16 protein-coding genes are annotated in these 14,958 nt (G+C 32.1%); 7 read left to right on the top strand and 9 right to left on the bottom strand.

What is annotated here, in order from left to right; all coding sequences use genetic code 11:
- Positions 1-7 precede the first annotated feature (7 nt).
- Genes rfbG through ACY3JO_RS02150 form a run of 6 tightly spaced genes read right to left on the bottom strand, consistent with a single transcriptional unit; the run spans position 8 to position 4,085 of the window.
- Positions 8-1,090 (bottom strand): CDP-glucose 4,6-dehydratase, encoded by a 1,083-nt coding sequence (gene rfbG, locus ACY3JO_RS02175; RefSeq protein WP_463085181.1) that lies wholly within the window; start codon positions 1,088-1,090, stop codon positions 8-10.
- Entirely contained in the window at positions 1,083-1,583 is a 501-nt protein-coding gene (locus ACY3JO_RS02170) for a dTDP-4-dehydrorhamnose 3,5-epimerase family protein (protein ID WP_463085180.1), read from the bottom strand. The genes rfbG and ACY3JO_RS02170 overlap by 8 nt, the downstream gene beginning before the upstream one ends.
- Positions 1,584-1,587: 4 nt before the next feature.
- Positions 1,588-2,505: an NAD-dependent epimerase/dehydratase family protein gene (locus ACY3JO_RS02165; RefSeq protein WP_463085179.1), complete on the bottom strand. Its 918-nt coding sequence runs from the start codon at positions 2,503-2,505 to the stop codon at positions 1,588-1,590.
- Entirely contained in the window at positions 2,502-3,278 is a 777-nt protein-coding gene (rfbF, locus tag ACY3JO_RS02160; protein ID WP_463085178.1) for a glucose-1-phosphate cytidylyltransferase, read from the bottom strand. The genes ACY3JO_RS02165 and rfbF overlap by 4 nt, the downstream gene beginning before the upstream one ends.
- 1 nt (position 3,279) lies before the next feature.
- Entirely contained in the window at positions 3,280-3,684 is a 405-nt protein-coding gene (locus ACY3JO_RS02155; RefSeq protein WP_463085177.1) for a hypothetical protein, read from the bottom strand.
- A 2-nt stretch (positions 3,685-3,686) separates the two neighbouring features.
- A complete protein-coding gene (locus ACY3JO_RS02150) occupies positions 3,687-4,085 on the bottom strand; it encodes a VOC family protein (protein WP_463085176.1) in 399 nt (132 codons plus the stop codon).
- 264 nt (positions 4,086-4,349) lie between these two features.
- On the opposite strand from ACY3JO_RS02150, the gene ACY3JO_RS02145 reads away from it, so the two are divergent.
- The 4 genes from ACY3JO_RS02145 (at position 4,350) to ACY3JO_RS02130 (ending at position 8,747) form a co-directional block, all read left to right on the top strand.
- On the top strand, positions 4,350-5,615 hold the full coding sequence (locus ACY3JO_RS02145) for an ABC transporter substrate-binding protein (RefSeq protein ID WP_463085175.1): 1,266 nt from the start codon (positions 4,350-4,352) through the stop codon (positions 5,613-5,615).
- Between the two features lie 91 nt (positions 5,616-5,706).
- Positions 5,707-6,585: a carbohydrate ABC transporter permease gene (locus tag ACY3JO_RS02140; RefSeq protein WP_463085174.1), complete on the top strand. Its 879-nt coding sequence runs from the start codon at positions 5,707-5,709 to the stop codon at positions 6,583-6,585.
- A 13-nt stretch (positions 6,586-6,598) separates the two neighbouring features.
- The gene (locus ACY3JO_RS02135) at positions 6,599-7,426 is read left to right on the top strand and encodes a carbohydrate ABC transporter permease (protein ID WP_463085173.1); all 828 of its coding nucleotides are present in this window, start codon (positions 6,599-6,601) and stop codon (positions 7,424-7,426) included.
- A gap of 49 nt (positions 7,427-7,475) precedes the next feature.
- Positions 7,476-8,747 (top strand): glycoside hydrolase family 1 protein, encoded by a 1,272-nt coding sequence (locus ACY3JO_RS02130; RefSeq protein WP_463085172.1) that lies wholly within the window; start codon positions 7,476-7,478, stop codon positions 8,745-8,747.
- Here the strand turns inward: ACY3JO_RS02130 and ACY3JO_RS02125 are convergent.
- Both ACY3JO_RS02125 and ACY3JO_RS02120 read right to left on the bottom strand, forming a co-directional pair.
- Entirely contained in the window at positions 8,719-9,426 is a 708-nt protein-coding gene (locus ACY3JO_RS02125; RefSeq protein ID WP_463085171.1) for an RluA family pseudouridine synthase, read from the bottom strand. The two genes, ACY3JO_RS02130 and ACY3JO_RS02125, sit on opposite strands and share 29 nt — an antisense overlap.
- Positions 9,411-9,911 carry a nitroreductase family protein gene (locus tag ACY3JO_RS02120; RefSeq protein WP_463085170.1) on the bottom strand — a complete coding sequence of 167 codons (501 nt, stop codon included), beginning with the start codon at positions 9,909-9,911 and terminating at the stop codon, positions 9,411-9,413. Before ACY3JO_RS02120 ends, ACY3JO_RS02125 begins: the two co-directional genes overlap by 16 nt.
- Positions 9,912-9,969: 58 nt before the next feature.
- Between ACY3JO_RS02120 and ACY3JO_RS02115 the strand changes: the two genes are divergently transcribed.
- The 3 genes from ACY3JO_RS02115 to ACY3JO_RS02105 all read left to right on the top strand — a co-directional run bounded on the left by ACY3JO_RS02115 (position 9,970) and on the right by ACY3JO_RS02105 (position 13,781).
- Positions 9,970-11,532: an MBL fold metallo-hydrolase RNA specificity domain-containing protein gene (locus tag ACY3JO_RS02115; protein ID WP_463085169.1), complete on the top strand. Its 1,563-nt coding sequence runs from the start codon at positions 9,970-9,972 to the stop codon at positions 11,530-11,532.
- Positions 11,529-12,455 (top strand): GGDEF domain-containing protein, encoded by a 927-nt coding sequence (locus tag ACY3JO_RS02110; RefSeq protein ID WP_463085168.1) that lies wholly within the window; start codon positions 11,529-11,531, stop codon positions 12,453-12,455. The genes ACY3JO_RS02115 and ACY3JO_RS02110 overlap by 4 nt, the downstream gene beginning before the upstream one ends.
- Before the next feature lie 144 nt (positions 12,456-12,599).
- The gene (locus tag ACY3JO_RS02105; protein WP_463085167.1) at positions 12,600-13,781 is read left to right on the top strand and encodes an HD domain-containing phosphohydrolase; all 1,182 of its coding nucleotides are present in this window, start codon (positions 12,600-12,602) and stop codon (positions 13,779-13,781) included.
- Here the strand turns inward: ACY3JO_RS02105 and ACY3JO_RS02100 are convergent.
- Positions 13,776-14,954, bottom strand: a complete 1,179-nt coding sequence (locus ACY3JO_RS02100) for a class I SAM-dependent rRNA methyltransferase (RefSeq protein WP_463085637.1) — start codon at positions 14,952-14,954, stop codon at positions 13,776-13,778. The genes ACY3JO_RS02105 and ACY3JO_RS02100 overlap by 6 nt on opposite strands.
- Between the last annotated feature and the right edge of the window lie 4 nt (positions 14,955-14,958).

Genomic DNA, 14,958 nt, shown 5'->3' with positions numbered 1-14,958 from the left:
TCCTCCTTTACTCTCCTTTTTCCTGTCTCTTTCTTACATAGTCCTGTATTTCCATAAGAGAATAAGCACACATATCTTTAGAATACCCACCATAATATCTTTTATACCACTTTACTGTTCTTTTTAATGCTTCATTTATGTCATACACAGGATACCAATTTAGCAAAAAATGAGCCTTACTACAATCAAGTTTTAAAAGATTAGCTTCGTGAAAATCATCTTCCTTTTCTAAAATCTCATATTTTCCTTCCCCCCAATATTCTATTACCTTTTTTGTAACCTCCTCTACTGTTAAAATATCTGTATCAGAAGGTCCAAAATTCCATGCCCCACTAAATTTTTCTCTATTCTCTAACATTTTAACACCCAAAAGAAGATACCCTCCAAGAGGCTCTAATACATACTGCCATGGTCTTATTGCCTTTGGTTTCCTTATCTTTATAGCTTCTCCTTTTGACAACGCCCTTATGCAGTCTGGAATTAGTCTATCTTCCTGCCAATCCCCTCCCCCTATAACATTACCTGCTCTAACGGAAGATAAAGCAATTCCTAAATTATCCATAAAACTTCTCTTATAGGCTGATACGATTAGTTCAACACATCCTTTACTTGAGCTATAAGGATCATACCCACCCATAGGATCAATCTCTCTATATCCATAAAACCATTCTTTATTTTCATAACATTTGTCACTTGTTACAATTATAACTGCTTTAACATCGTTAATCTCCCTTACCGATTCCAATAGATTTATTGTTCCCATTATATTAACTTCATAAGTATAGCGAGGAGCAATATAGGAATACCTTACTAAAGGTTGGGCAGCTAAGTGAAAAACTATATCTGGCTTATATTTTTTAAATACTTTTTTAAGATTTTCTTCGTCTCTTATGTCACCCACAACATGAATTATTCTTTCTTTTAAATTTAAAATATCAAATAGTGATGGATTGGTAGGGGGTTCTAAAGAATAACCTATTACCTCAGCCCCTAATTCGCTTAGCCATAGTGTAAGCCAAGACCCTTTAAACCCAGTATGTCCTGTTACTAATACTTTTTTACCTCTATAGTTTTGAAAAATATTAGCCATGTTTCAATGACCAATCATAAGGTATTTTATCTGTAAAAGGATCTAACCTTATTATCTCTTCTGGATCATGTGGTATAGAGGCGCAATTTGCAACTATAGCAGTTTTAGTACCTATTCCTTTAAAACCATTCCATATCATGGGAGGTATTTTTACTAATAAATAATTTTCTTCTCCCATAAATATTTCCATCAAATTACCCCTTGTTGGGGAGTCTTCTCTATCATCGTATAATACAAGTTTTATCATCCCTTGAATCACTGCATAATTCAATATCATCTTCTTATGAAGATGCCAACCTTTTATAACCCCAGGATATATTAAAGAAAAGTATATCTCCCCAAAATTTTCAAAAATAGGGTCATCAGATCTTAACATGTGATATATTACTCCTCTCTCATCTGGTATCTTAGTTAACTGTTTTATATATACTCCTTGGATATAATTACCTTTTACCCCTTTAATTTTTAAAAGGTCTTTATCTCCAAAGTCCATTTTTTCACCTTCCCATGCTATAATATTCAAAAGTTTCTTCCAAGCCTTTTTCTAAATCGTATTTAGGTATCCACTTAAGAAAATTAATAGTATTGGTTATATCTGCTTTACTAAAAAAAACCTCATTATTTGAATAAGGTATTCTTCCCCAATTAACTTTTATCTTTTTTCCAGAAACTTTTTCCAAAAGACATACCAACTCATGTAAAGTATGCGTAACTCCTGTTCCTATATCAAAACTCTGATATATACATTTCATATCAATAATATAGTCCATAGCTTTTATATAAGCATCAATAATATCTTTAACATAAATAAAATCTAAGGATTGAAAACCTTCTGTCATATCTATTTCCTCATCATTAATTACCTTTTTTATTAAGTAAGGTATCAACTTATTAGGATTATCTCTATAACCATAAGGAGAAAAGATCCTCAAAGTAATAGCTTTAATACCATAATTAAAAGCATAAAATTTTAAAATTTCTTCAAAAGCCAGCTTAGTGGAAGCATATAAATTAAAAGGATATGATATACTCTGAAAACCATAATTATAAACTTTTTCAAAAAACGTACCTGTATTTATAAAATGCCTAACCCCTACTGAAGCCATACCTTCTAATATTTTAGTGGGAAGTTCTATATTTGATTCCAGCATAAAAGGCAAATCACCATAATTGTGATATTTCCTATAGTATGTTGCTAAGTGAATTACTACATCAGGTTTTACATTTTTTAATATTTCCATTATATCTTCTTTATCTATATCAAAAGCCCTTAGTTTTCTTATATATTCCTTTATTCTCCATATATCTGATGTGCTTCTCTTTAATATAAGTACTTCATGTATATTGTTTTTTATTAAATTTTCTACCAAATGAGATCCTATAAAACCTGTGGCACCTGTAATTAAAACCTTCATTCAGACCACACCTTCCATGGAGGATTACCACTATTCCAAAGCTCCTCTAACTCTCTTTTATCCCTTAGTGTATCCATAGGCTTCCAGAATCCATAATGCTTATACGCTACAAGTTGTCCATCTCTTGCCAATTTTACCAAAGATTCTCTCTCCCAAATAGTATCATCACCATATATATACTCAAAAATTTCAGGTTCTAAAACAAAAAATCCACCATTTATCCAAGCTTTATCTCCTTTTGGTTTTTCTTCAAAACTTATCACAAGATTTTCATCACTGATATCTAAAGCCCCAAACCTACCCGAAGGTTGTACTGCAGTAACAGTAGCATATTTACCATACTTTCTATGAAAATCTAAAAGTTCTCTTAAGTTAATATCTCCAACCCCATCACCATATGTAGCCATAAACGTTTCATTTCCTATATACTTTTGTACTCTCTTTATCCTCCCCCCTGTCTGTGTATTTAATCCCGTATCAACAAGAGTTACTCTCCAAGGTTCACAATAGTTATTATGTACTTCTATTGTATTTTCCTTTAGAGAAATAGTAATATCACTATTGGGGATAAAGTAATTTGCAAAATATTCCTTAATCATATATCCCTTATATCCAAGACAGATTATAAAATCATTAAATCCATAAGCGGAATATATTTTCATAATATGCCAAAGTATAGGTTTACCACCTATTTCAACCATAGGTTTTGGCCTTAAATCTGTTTCCTCACTTAACCTTGTTCCAAATCCTCCAGCTAAAATCACTACTTTCATCTTAAACTTCTCCTTCCCCCAATTCTTTCCTTAATTTATCAAAAAGTTCCCCCTCCTCCTCATATCTTATTATAGTAGCACCTTTTATTCCTTCCAAAAGTGCTGAAAATTTTACATCCTTTTTGGCTAAAAGTATTATTCTTTTCCCTTCCATATAGGCAAGCATTATCTCCATTCCTACCCCATGACTTGGCTTGGAGACTTCTGCCACAATTATATCCGAGAACTTAACTCCCATAGTATCTCTGACAAATACCTCTTGAGGAGATATATCTGTATCAACTCCTAAAAGCACCCATGGAGAAGCAAGCTCAAAGCCAAGATCCTGTATTAAATTAGCTAATCCTTTTGTAAGATCTTGATTGTAGTAATTTATGATAGGTACAGCAAGATATATCTTTTTCATATTTACATCTTCCAGCTTATTAATTCTAACAAAATTCCCTCAGGACCATAAAAATATGCATATTTTCCATCAGGAAATTCCAAAGGTCCTAAAACAAATTCAATACCCCTTGATCTTAAATACTCACAAGTTTTATCCATATCATCCACAAAAAAAGCAATATGTTCTACTCCTGTCTTTTTACTATCTTCCCATTTTTTCTTTTCCATATAAATTGGGGAATCATCTGGTACTATTAATTCCAACATTGAATTACCCATATTTAAAAAGATAATTCTTGCCTTTTCTCCTTCATCATAAAAACCCAACTTTACATTAAAACTTAATATATCGCGGTAAAATCTAATATTTTCTTCTACATCCTTTACAATAATGGATATGTGGTCAAGCTTAATATTCACAGTACACCTCCCCCAAATTTTATCTTTTCTGCGTTAGTAAAATTATTTATTTTGTCCTTTCACATTCTGAAGATAATATTAACATTTTATCAAAAGTATCATCAAGGTTTTTATTTTATAGTTAAATCCTTATTTTTTCAATTAATTTGGAGATAAGGGATATTATTTTAAAAATTTAGTCAACTATATTGACTAAATGAAAAGTTAATGATATAATTCCCTAAAAGTCAACTTAGTTGACAAAATTATAGGGAGGTGTTTTAAATGTCTTTCTCAAAATCCAAATTAAGGTCCATTCTACTTCTAATAGCTGTTTTACTTTTACTCGGTACCTTTATGAGTTTTGCTCAAGGCACAGTTAAATTAAGAGTAGTTACATACTTCACAGGAGAGGACCCCTTCTCCCCTGCTTGGAAAGATGCTATGGCACTTTTTAAGCAGAAATATCCAAATGTAGAAATTATCGACGAAGCAGTACCTACTGCAAACGATGCTATAAGAACAAAGGTAAAAACTGATTTTGCTACAGATAATGAACCAGATGTTATGTTCTTCTTCACAGGAGCAGACGCTATACCATTATTAAAGACAGGAAAAATTTATACCTGGGATGAAGAAATAGAAAAGGATAAAAAATGGAGTGATAATTTCAATAAGGCAGCATTAAAATTCACCACTTACAAGGGGGACATTAAAGAATACGACGGAAAAATCTATGCATTACCTACCATAGGTTTCTATGAAGGACTCTTTGTTAATAAAGATCTTTTTGAGAAATATAATCTTGCTCTTCCTACAGATTGGAACAAATTCATAAAGGCTATTAGCATTTTGAAATCCAAGAATATTATCCCAATTGCTGGATCAATCCTTGAATCCTATTACTTAATTGAGACTTTTGTTCTTTCTGCTGGTGGGCCAGAGGGACACGATACTCCATTCCATCCATCTTGGGAGACAGGATTAAACTACATTAGACAAGTATATAAATTGGGAGCATTTCCTAAGGATGCACTTACTATAAAAGATGATCAAGCCCGTGAACTTTTCTATACTAAGAAGGCTGGTATGATGGTTAATGGATCATGGTGCGTAGGAGGATTAAAAGATAAAGAAAATACTGTTATTATGCCTCTTCCAGTAGTTCCAGGTGGAAAAGCTCATCCCACCGACATAATCGGTGGTTTTGGATCTGGTTGGTATGTTAGCAAAAAGGCAAATACTGAAAAGAAAGGTCTTCCTGTTGAATTTGTAAAATTCATGACATCTCCAGAGATTGTAGCCAAATTTGTATCCATAGCAGGAGTTCCTGCAGTAAAAGTTACTCTTACTGGTCTTTCACCTGCTGCAAAAAGTGGATTTGATATGATGGCAAAAGCAAGAGCTATATGTATGCCAATTGACGCTCAAATTGTACCAGAAGCCTTTACAAAGATAAGATTAGGACTCTCCTACGTAGTTACAGGAGAAAGATCAGCAAAGGATCTACTAAAAGAAGCAAAAGAAATTCATGAAAGAGCTCAAAAGTAATACTTACTCCCCCTTTATATAAATCTTTTTGGGGGAGGGGGACAAAAAGCCCTCTCCCCCTTTTGATTTTTGTTTTGAAGGAGGTAATAATATGCAGGAGAGATATACAAAAAAATATAAATTGTGGTTTCTTTTGCCAAGTTTAATCATCATAGGCATATTCATTTACTATGCCCTTTTTGCCACTTTTTATTACAGCTTATTTAATTGGAGAGATTTTTCAAAATATAAATCTTTTATAGGAATAGAAAATTATAAGTATCTTTTCAGAGATATATCCTTTATTAAAGCCATTAAAAATACTTTCATACTGCTCCTTTTTGCTGTTGTCTTTCAAATAGGAATAGCCCTTGTCTTAGCCCTTATTGTAGATACTTTAAGAAGAGGATATAAATTTTTTAGGACCATTTATCTTTTTCCAGTAATAATTTCAGGAAGTGCAATAGGTCTTTTATTCTATCTTATGTATAGCTATGATTATGGGCTTCTTAATTCACTGCTTTCCCTCTTGGGTAAAGAAAAGATTTTATGGATTACACCAAAAACTGCCTTATGGGCAGTACTTATACCTGTCATATGGCAATATGTGGGTTTCTATTTTGTCATCATTTTATCTGCTCTATATCAGATTCCTCAAAGTATCCATGACTCTGCAAAAATAGATGGCTTCAGTGAGTTTAAAAAAGCCTTTTATATTTCTATTCCCCTTATATGGGATGTCTTAGCTGTATGTATTTCTTTAGTAATTATAGGTACATTTAAGGTTTTTGATGTGGTCTATGTGATAACAGGAGGAGGTCCTATGGATGCAAGTCAAGTTTTAGGTACCTACCTTTATACTGTAGCTTTTACAGGACAAAATCAAGGATATGCAAGTGCTATAGGTACTGTTATTATATTCCTTGGTATAATTCTCTCTCTTATAGCCCAGATAATAACTAAAAGAGAAAGAATTATATATCAGGCATAAGGAGGAATTAAAAATGAGAAAATTATATTCTCTTTTGAAATATACATTATTAATCCTATGGGGATTAACCACATTATTCCCCATATATTGGGTAATGATAAATTCTTTTAAACCCACAAGTGAAATATTGCTAAACCCATTATCTTTTCCAACAAGTTTTCATATAGAAAATTATCTTCAACTTTCAAACTACGGAAATATAAATTTCTTAAAGGGATTTAAAAATAGTACCATTATTTCTTTCAGCACAACTTTACTGGTACTATTTTTAGGAAGCCTTGCATCTTATGCCATAGCCAGACTTAACTTTAAAAGAGCAAATTTAATAAATTCCTTCCTCGTAGGAGCTCAATTAGTTCCAGCCTTCTCTATAGTAATTCCCGCCCTTATTGTTTTCAAAACAGTTCGTCTTTCTGGAAGTTATCTTTCCCTAATACTTCTTCAAACCGCTTGTTTTCTCCCATTCTCTATCCTTACCATTACCAGCTTTATGAAATCTATACCAATAGAATTAGAAGAGGCAGCATATATAGATGGAGCATCTGTACTTCAAACTTTTCTAAAAATCATATTACCTACCTCCATACCTGCTCTTGTCACAGCCGGAATATTTGTATTTCTTTGGTCTTACAATGACCTTTTTATGTCCCTTATTCTCCTTCCCTTAAGAGAGAAACAACCTATCTGTGTGTTACTCTCCCTGGTATCCAGTGCTTACGGAACCAATTATGGGGCTATGATGGCAGCCCTTTTTGTTACTATTATCCCAGTAGTTGTTATTTATACTTTTCTACAAGAATATATTGTAAGAGGACTTATGTCAGGAGCTGGAATAAGATAAAGGATTTGATATACTAAGATATATCTTTCTTATTTTGGGGAGGTATAGGATGGTAAAATATGAGTTTCCCAAGAATTTTTATTGGGGTACAGCCACATCATCTCACCAAATAGAAGGGGGTAACATTTATAATGATTGGTGGGAGTTTGAAAATCAAGGAAAAGTCAAAGATGGACAGATATCAGGATCCGCTTGTGATAGCTGGAACAGATATAAAGAAGATTTTGACCTAATACAAAAGTTAAATAATAATGCCTATAGATTTTCCATTGAATGGAGTAGAATAGAGCCTGAAGAAGGAAAATTCAATGAAGAAGCATTAAACAGATACAAAGATATGATCATCTCTTTAAGAAAAAGAAATATAGAGCCCTTTGTTACACTTCATCATTTCACCAATCCCCTATGGATAGCTAAAAAAGGAGGTTGGCTAAATCCAGAAACTATTGAATATTATTTAAGATATGTGGAAAAAGTAGTAAATGAATTTAAAGATCTTGTGAAATATTACATGACCATAAATGAACCCAATGCCTATGCCTTTATGGCATATCTTTATGGAGAATTTCCTCCCCAGGAAAAGAGCTTAAAAAAGATGTTAAAAGTATTAAATCATATGGTAAAAGCCCATGCTAAAGCCTATAAATTAATCCATGATACAAGAAAAGATGCAGAAGCAAGTATAGCCTATAATGTACTTTTAATTGAGCCTTTGAATCCCAAATCTTTTATAGACAGAAAAATTGCAAGTTTTGCAGATAGAATATATAATCGTGTTTTCATAGAAACCCTTATTACTGGTAAATTCTCCTCCCCTCTCTTAAAAGAAAATATCCCATATGCAAAAGATACATTGGACTATTTAGGAATAAATTATTACACAAGAATTCTAATGGGAATTAAGACCTTTTTTAACCCTTTACCAAATACATCTACCGATAATGAAAGATCGGATTTTGGATGGGAGATACATCCAGAAGGTTTTTATAAAGTAGTTAAAAGATTTTGGGAGTTAACAAAAAAACCCATCTATATTACCGAAAATGGTATTTCAGATGCCAAAGATGAAAGAAGACCAAAATACTTAATATCCCATCTAATAGCATTACATAAAGCAATAAAAGAAGGAGTAGATGTAAGGGGATATTTTCATTGGAGTCTTATGGATAATTTTGAGTGGGCAGAAGGATTTAAACAAAGATTTGGGCTTTTTGAGACAAACTTTGATACAAAGGAAAGAATATGGAGAAAAAGTGCAAAATTATACTCTGAAATAGCTAAAAATAATGGGATTACAGAAGAGATAGGATCTCTTTACTAATATCATATCTCCAAAAATCTTTCCAAAAGTCTGGAATCTTAGCTTTAAAATCCATATTCTCCTTCTTTACAGGATGGGGGAGGGTTAATTTATAACAGTGAAGAAATATTTTGTCTTTAAAGATTTTACCTCCTCCATATTTTTCATCTCCTAAGATAGGATGACCTATTTTTGAAAGCTGTACTCTTAGTTGATGCTTTCTTCCTGTATGAGGTATAAGCTTTACTAAGGACATATTTTTATCCTCATCTATCACCTCATAAAATGTTACAGCCTCTTTACCCATGGAACCGTCTGATACAATCTTTGCCTTTCTCTCAGGTTCCTCCCAATGAATATAATCTTTTAAAATACCACTTTTTTCTCTAAAAATACCCTTCACTAACGCTAAATATACCTTCTCTACTCTTCTTCCTCTAAAAACCTCCGAAAGCCTGCCAGCTGATTTGCTATTCCTGGCAAAAACTATTACTCCAGACACAGGCTTATCTAATCTATGCACTATAGCTAAAAAGACATTACCAGGTTTTTGATATTTAATCTTAATATATTTCTTTGCCTCTTGTAAAAGAGTCTTCTTTCCTGTGATATCTCCTTGTACAAGGATACCTGTAGGTTTATTTAAAACAAGTAAATGATTATCTTCAAACAATATATCAAGATTTAAAAAGTCTGCCACCTTAAAACCTCATGGAGTTCCTTTTTCTTTGGCCTTTGAGGGATCTCTGCAGGATAACCTACTGCAAGCATAACCATAAGCTCTAGATTATAAGGACAATTGACAAGTCTCTTAACATCCTCAGAATGAGCTTTCTTATATGAGTTTATCCAACAAGTACCTAATCCATATGCTTGTGCAGAAATAATAATATTTTCTGCAGCAGCACATGCATCTTCCAAGGCTGTTTCTTCATCCTTTTCACAAAAGATCAAAATTCCAGCTCCTGCCTCCTTCAAAAACCTACCCCATGGTGTCACATCTGCTAATTTCTCTTTAAGAGCTTTATCTGTTACTACTAGAAAAACCCATGGCTGTCTGTTATATCCAGAAGGTGCCAATCTACCACAATCTACAAGATCTTCTAAAATTTCCTTAGGTACTTCCTTATCTAAATATTTTCTCACACTTACCCTGGATTTAATAACTTTAATTGTCTCAAGCATGATAAAATCCCTCCCAATTTTTCTTTCCCCTTTATTATATCATATGATAAAATAAAACATGAGCTTGAAACTTACTTTCTTTGATGGGGTAAGTTATATAGGGGGAAACAAAATACTCTTAGAAGAGAACGAATCAGCCCTTATTTTAGATTTTGGTATTAATTTTAACAAAGATAACAAATACTTTGATGAATTCTTAAGTCCAAGAAGTTATTTTGGAATTTATGATCCTTACCATCTAAACCTTATACCTCCTTTGGAAGGAATATATAGAAAAGATTTAACAATCCCAGAAATTTGGGAAAACTTGAAAAATCATCCATGGTATTGGGAAATAAATCCTATAGCTATTCTTATATCCCATGCCCACTTAGATCATGTAGGATACCTTTCCTACATCCATAAGGATATACCTATTATTACATCCCTCATATCATCCCTTATAATAAAGAGCTTAGAGAATACGAGCAAAATAATATCTGATCTATGCCTGGTAAGGAGAAAAACTCAAGAAAATGGAGTCTTAAAAGCAGAAAGAAACAAATTTATAAAGAGACCATATATCACCTTTGGTAATGGATCAATATCTAAGATAGAGGAATTTTGGAATAAACTTGAAAAAAAGGATAAAAAAAATATTGATATAGAAAATAAACCAATTAACATAATAGACTATGAAACCTATAAGATAGGTCCTTTTGAGATTACTTACTTTCCTGTGAACCACTCCATACCAGGAGCAGTAAGCTTTTCCATAAAGACAAAAATAGGTTGGATTGTATACACTGGAGATCTGAGATTACATGGAAGAAATAAAGAACATTCAGAAAAATTTATTGAAAAATTAAAGGAAATACCTGTAAAAGTCTTAATATGTGAGAGCACCCATCCTAAGGTAACTCACCTATACTCGGAAGAAGATGTTAAAGAAAATATCTATAATATTGTTAAAAACTTAAAAGGATATATAATTGCTGATTTTGGCGCAAGAAATATTGATCGATTAATGAGTTTTTTGGAAATAGCAAAAGCAGTAGGAAGAAGACCTGTATTAACCCTAAAGGATATATATCTGTTGGAAGCACTATCCTTAGTTGGATATCCTGACCCTAAGGAAGATGAGTACATAACCTTTTACAAAAAACCAAAAGGCTCTTATGAAGCGTGGGAAGAGAATCTTTTAGATAGATATGATATACAAGGAAAAGGAATCTCCGCAAAAGAAATAAGAAACAATCCTGATGATTTTATCCTCTGTATGTCTTACTACGACTTTCATATTCTACTTGATATATTACCCAACGGTGGTACCTATATATTTTCCTCAATTGAAGCCTTTAATGAAGAGAGGAAAATAGATCAAAAAAAGATAGAAAATTGGCTAAATTACTTCCATATAGAGATAAGGGGAAATTTAGTAGAAAATAGAGAAGAATCTACCTTTCATGCCAGTGGACATATCCACGGAGATGGAATAATAAAACTAATTGATTATGCAAAACCAGAATACCTAATACCTGTCCATACAGAAAGGGATAAAAATATAGACTTCTATGACCAATTTAAGGATTTTTGCAAAGTAATTTACCCAAAGAAAGGAGAGACTATAATAATCACATGAATGAAAAGGATAAAATAAAAGCTATTTCTAAAAATTTTTACAAAAAATTATTAGAGCATGTTACTGACGGTATTTATTTTGTAGATAACAATAGAAAAATCATATATTGGAACAGATCAGCAGAAAAAATTACGGGATATAAAAAGAAAGAAATTATAGGAAAATACTGCTACAATAATATCCTTAGACATATAGATGAAAAAGGAAATGAATTATGTCTAACCGAATGTCCCTTAGTCCATGCCATGAAAAAGGATAAAACAGTTGAGAAATTAGTCTTTTTACATCGTAGGGATGGGATGAGAATACCAGTACTTGTAAGTGTAAATCCCATAAAAGATAAGAACAGGGAAATTATAGGTGCAGTTGAAATCTTCAGAGAGGCTTCCGAAACTTTACATTTAAAGAAGATGGTAAGTGAACTTTATAAAAAAATCTATACAGATGAACTTACAGAAATTACCAATAGAAGATTCCTGGAGTTTTATTTAGATATAAAAATTAACGAATTTCAAAAATATAATCATAGATTTGGAGTACTTTTCATAGATATTGATGATTTTAAGAAAATTAATGATACTTATGGTCATAAGGTAGGAGATATGGTATTAAAAACCGTTGCTGGAACATTAAAAAGCAATATAAGAGCCACAGATACAGTAGGTAGATATGGGGGAGAAGAGTTTATTGTGGTATATTCTGATGTGGAAGAAAAAGACATTTTATATCAACTTGCTGAAAAATTAAGAATCTTAGTAAAAAACTCCTTTATAAATCTGGAAGAAAAAGTTATAAAGGTTACTGTGTCCATAGGAGGAACATTAGTGAAAGAAGATGATGATAAGGAGAAAATAATAAAAAGGGCAGATAATTTGATGTATCAAGCCAAAAAAGAGGGCAAAGATAAAGTTATCATTAGCTAAAAAATAAATAAAAATCAACCCCTTTGGGTAAAATCTATAAAAAGATAGAAATTATAAGGCTTAAGTTGTTTAAAAAATTTTTAAATAATTTAACAAAAGTTTTTTTGACAAAAAATTTTGGATCATGTTAAAATTTTGTGGATTATGGAAAGAAAAGTGTCACTACTTGAATTTTTACTTGCTTTTTCTGAAAACTTGGACAATCAGATACCTGAAAAAAGGAGACATTCCTCTCGGGTAGCTAACTTATCTCTATTTATAGCAGATAAATTGGAATTATCCGAGAAGGAGAAGTATAACCTAATAATATCAGCTCTTTTACACGATGCTGGAAATGGTAACAATAACTTTAGAAACTCCTCCAATGAAATAGAAGAACATGCTTTGAAAGGAAGTCTTTTCATATCTGATATACCCTTCTTAGAAAATGTTTCCCCAATTATAAAATATCACCATATAGCATGGGATTTTGGGAAAGGAAATATATATAAAGAAGATCCTGTACCTATAGAGAGCCAAATCTTATTTCTTGCTGAATTCATAGATCATAAATTAAATAAGCAAAAATATATATTAAAGGAAAAAAACAAGATTATCAAAAGGGTAAAGGAAGAAGGGGAAAAATTATTTAACAAAGATGTAATAGAGGCCTTCTTATCCCTATCTAACAAGGAATCTTTTTGGTTTGAGGTAAATTATGATACCCCATCTCCTGAAGATTTCTCCTGTGATTTAAAATTAGATATAGATGGTCTTTTACTACTTTCTAAAGCTGTAGCAAGAATCGTAGACTATAGAAGTAAGATTCAGGTTAGACATTCAAGAAATGTAACCAATGTTGCCTCCTATTTATCAGAAAAATTAGGCTACGATTCAGAAATGATTAAGAAAATAAAAATAGCAGGATATCTACATGACATAGGAAAGGTAGCATTACCCCCTTCCATACTTTTAAAGCAGGAAAAATTATCTAAAAAAGATACCGATTATATTAAAGTACATCCTTTTAAAACATATCTTACCCTTAAAAAGGGGCTTCCATACGAAGATATTACTATATGGGCCTCATATCACCACGAAAAATTAAATGGAAAAGGTTATCCTTTTAAAGTATCAGGAGAGAGTATCCCAATTCCTTCAAGGATAATCACTATATCCGATATTTATTCAGCCCTCTTAGAGAATAGACCCTATAGATTGGGGCTTTCAGAAAATAAAGTATTAAGTTATATGAAGAAATTAGCTACTGAAAAATACATAGACAAGGAAATCTTTTCCATAATATTAGAAAATAAAGAGGAAGTTTCCTCTGTTATAAAGCTATAATTTTTTTAAAACCTGGTATATTCCACATTTAAGATATAACGACTCTGGATAGGAAAAAAGAATAGGATGATCTTTTGCCTGATATCTAAACTCTACAAGTCGCAATATTTTGTTTGCATCATAACTTGCAGATTCAATTACTTTTTGGAATATTTCCAGTGTAACATGCTGAGAACATGAACAAGTGATAAGAAAACCCCCATCCTTTATTATTTTCATAGCCCTAAGATTAATCTCTTTATACCCTCTTAAAGCATTATCAAGATTCCTCTGGGATTTTGCAAAGGCAGGAGGATCAAGAATCACCACATCAAAACTTCTACCCTCTTTATGAAAATTTTTCAAAAGATGGAAGGCATTCTCCTCAACAAATTCTATCTTATCTAAAAATCCATTTAACTTAGCATTTTCCTTGGCTAATTCAAGAGCTATCTTGGAAGAATCTACCGCTAAAACTCTTTTAGCCCCATATTTTAAAGCATGAAGAGAAAAGGAACCTGTATAACAAAATACATCAAGAACCTCTGCTCCATCTACCAAACCTTTTAAAGCCCTTCTATTTTCTCTCTGATCCAAAAAGTATCCTGTCTTCTGACCATCCTCTATATCTACCAATATCTTTACTTCATTTTCATTAATTATTACCTTAGGATCAAAATCTCCCTTTATAGGACCCTTTATCTGAGGAAGGCCTTCTATTTCTCTTACAGGTACATCATTTCTTTCATATATTCCCCGAGGATTAAAAATTTCATCTAATACTTCAACTATTATCTCCTTAAATCTATCAATACCAAGGGTTAATGTCTGTATAACAAGAATATCCTCAAATTTATCTACAATAAGTCCTGGAAGAAAATCAGACTCTGCAAAAACCACTCTACAAGATGATGTATCTACAACTTTTTTCCTGTATTCCCATGCCCTAATAATTCTTTCTCTAAAAAAATCCCTATTTATTTCTTCCTCTTTCCTCGTAAGTATTCTTACCCTTATCTTTGAATTAGGATTTATATATCCCCTACCTATAAAGCTGTTGCTACTATCATAAATATCTACTACATCTCCAGGATTTATCTCCCCTAAAACCTTAGATATCTCATTGTCATAAATCCATGGGTTTCCCCTTACAATCTTTGTATGGACACCCTTTTTAAGAATAACCCTCTTAATTTCT

Source organism: Dictyoglomus sp. LHC4, assembly GCF_055181355.1.
The sequence above is the reverse complement of the archived record's forward strand: the minus strand, read 5'-3'. Positions and strand labels throughout refer to the sequence as shown.

Excerpts from the sequence above, each read along its gene's own strand:
- ACY3JO_RS02105 (WP_463085167.1), top strand. The coding sequence starts at position 12,600 with ATGGAAAGAAAAGTGTCACTACTTGAATTTTTACTTGCTTTTTCTGAA.
- ACY3JO_RS02120 (WP_463085170.1), bottom strand. The coding sequence starts at position 9,911 with ATGCTTGAGACAATTAAAGTTATTAAATCCAGGGTAAGTGTGAGAAAA.
- ACY3JO_RS02135 (WP_463085173.1), top strand. The coding sequence starts at position 6,599 with ATGAGAAAATTATATTCTCTTTTGAAATATACATTATTAATCCTATGG.
- ACY3JO_RS02165 (WP_463085179.1), bottom strand. The coding sequence starts at position 2,505 with ATGAAGGTTTTAATTACAGGTGCCACAGGTTTTATAGGATCTCATTTG.
- rfbF (WP_463085178.1), bottom strand. The coding sequence starts at position 3,278 with ATGAAAGTAGTGATTTTAGCTGGAGGATTTGGAACAAGGTTAAGTGAG.
- ACY3JO_RS02170 (WP_463085180.1), bottom strand. The coding sequence starts at position 1,583 with ATGGACTTTGGAGATAAAGACCTTTTAAAAATTAAAGGGGTAAAAGGT.
- rfbG (WP_463085181.1), bottom strand. The coding sequence starts at position 1,090 with ATGGCTAATATTTTTCAAAACTATAGAGGTAAAAAAGTATTAGTAACA.
- ACY3JO_RS02110 (WP_463085168.1), top strand. The coding sequence starts at position 11,529 with ATGAATGAAAAGGATAAAATAAAAGCTATTTCTAAAAATTTTTACAAA.
- ACY3JO_RS02140 (WP_463085174.1), top strand. The coding sequence starts at position 5,707 with ATGCAGGAGAGATATACAAAAAAATATAAATTGTGGTTTCTTTTGCCA.
- ACY3JO_RS02145 (WP_463085175.1), top strand. The coding sequence starts at position 4,350 with ATGTCTTTCTCAAAATCCAAATTAAGGTCCATTCTACTTCTAATAGCT.
- ACY3JO_RS02155 (WP_463085177.1), bottom strand. The coding sequence starts at position 3,684 with ATGAAAAAGATATATCTTGCTGTACCTATCATAAATTACTACAATCAA.
- ACY3JO_RS02115 (WP_463085169.1), top strand. The coding sequence starts at position 9,970 with ATGAGCTTGAAACTTACTTTCTTTGATGGGGTAAGTTATATAGGGGGA.
- ACY3JO_RS02130 (WP_463085172.1), top strand. The coding sequence starts at position 7,476 with ATGGTAAAATATGAGTTTCCCAAGAATTTTTATTGGGGTACAGCCACA.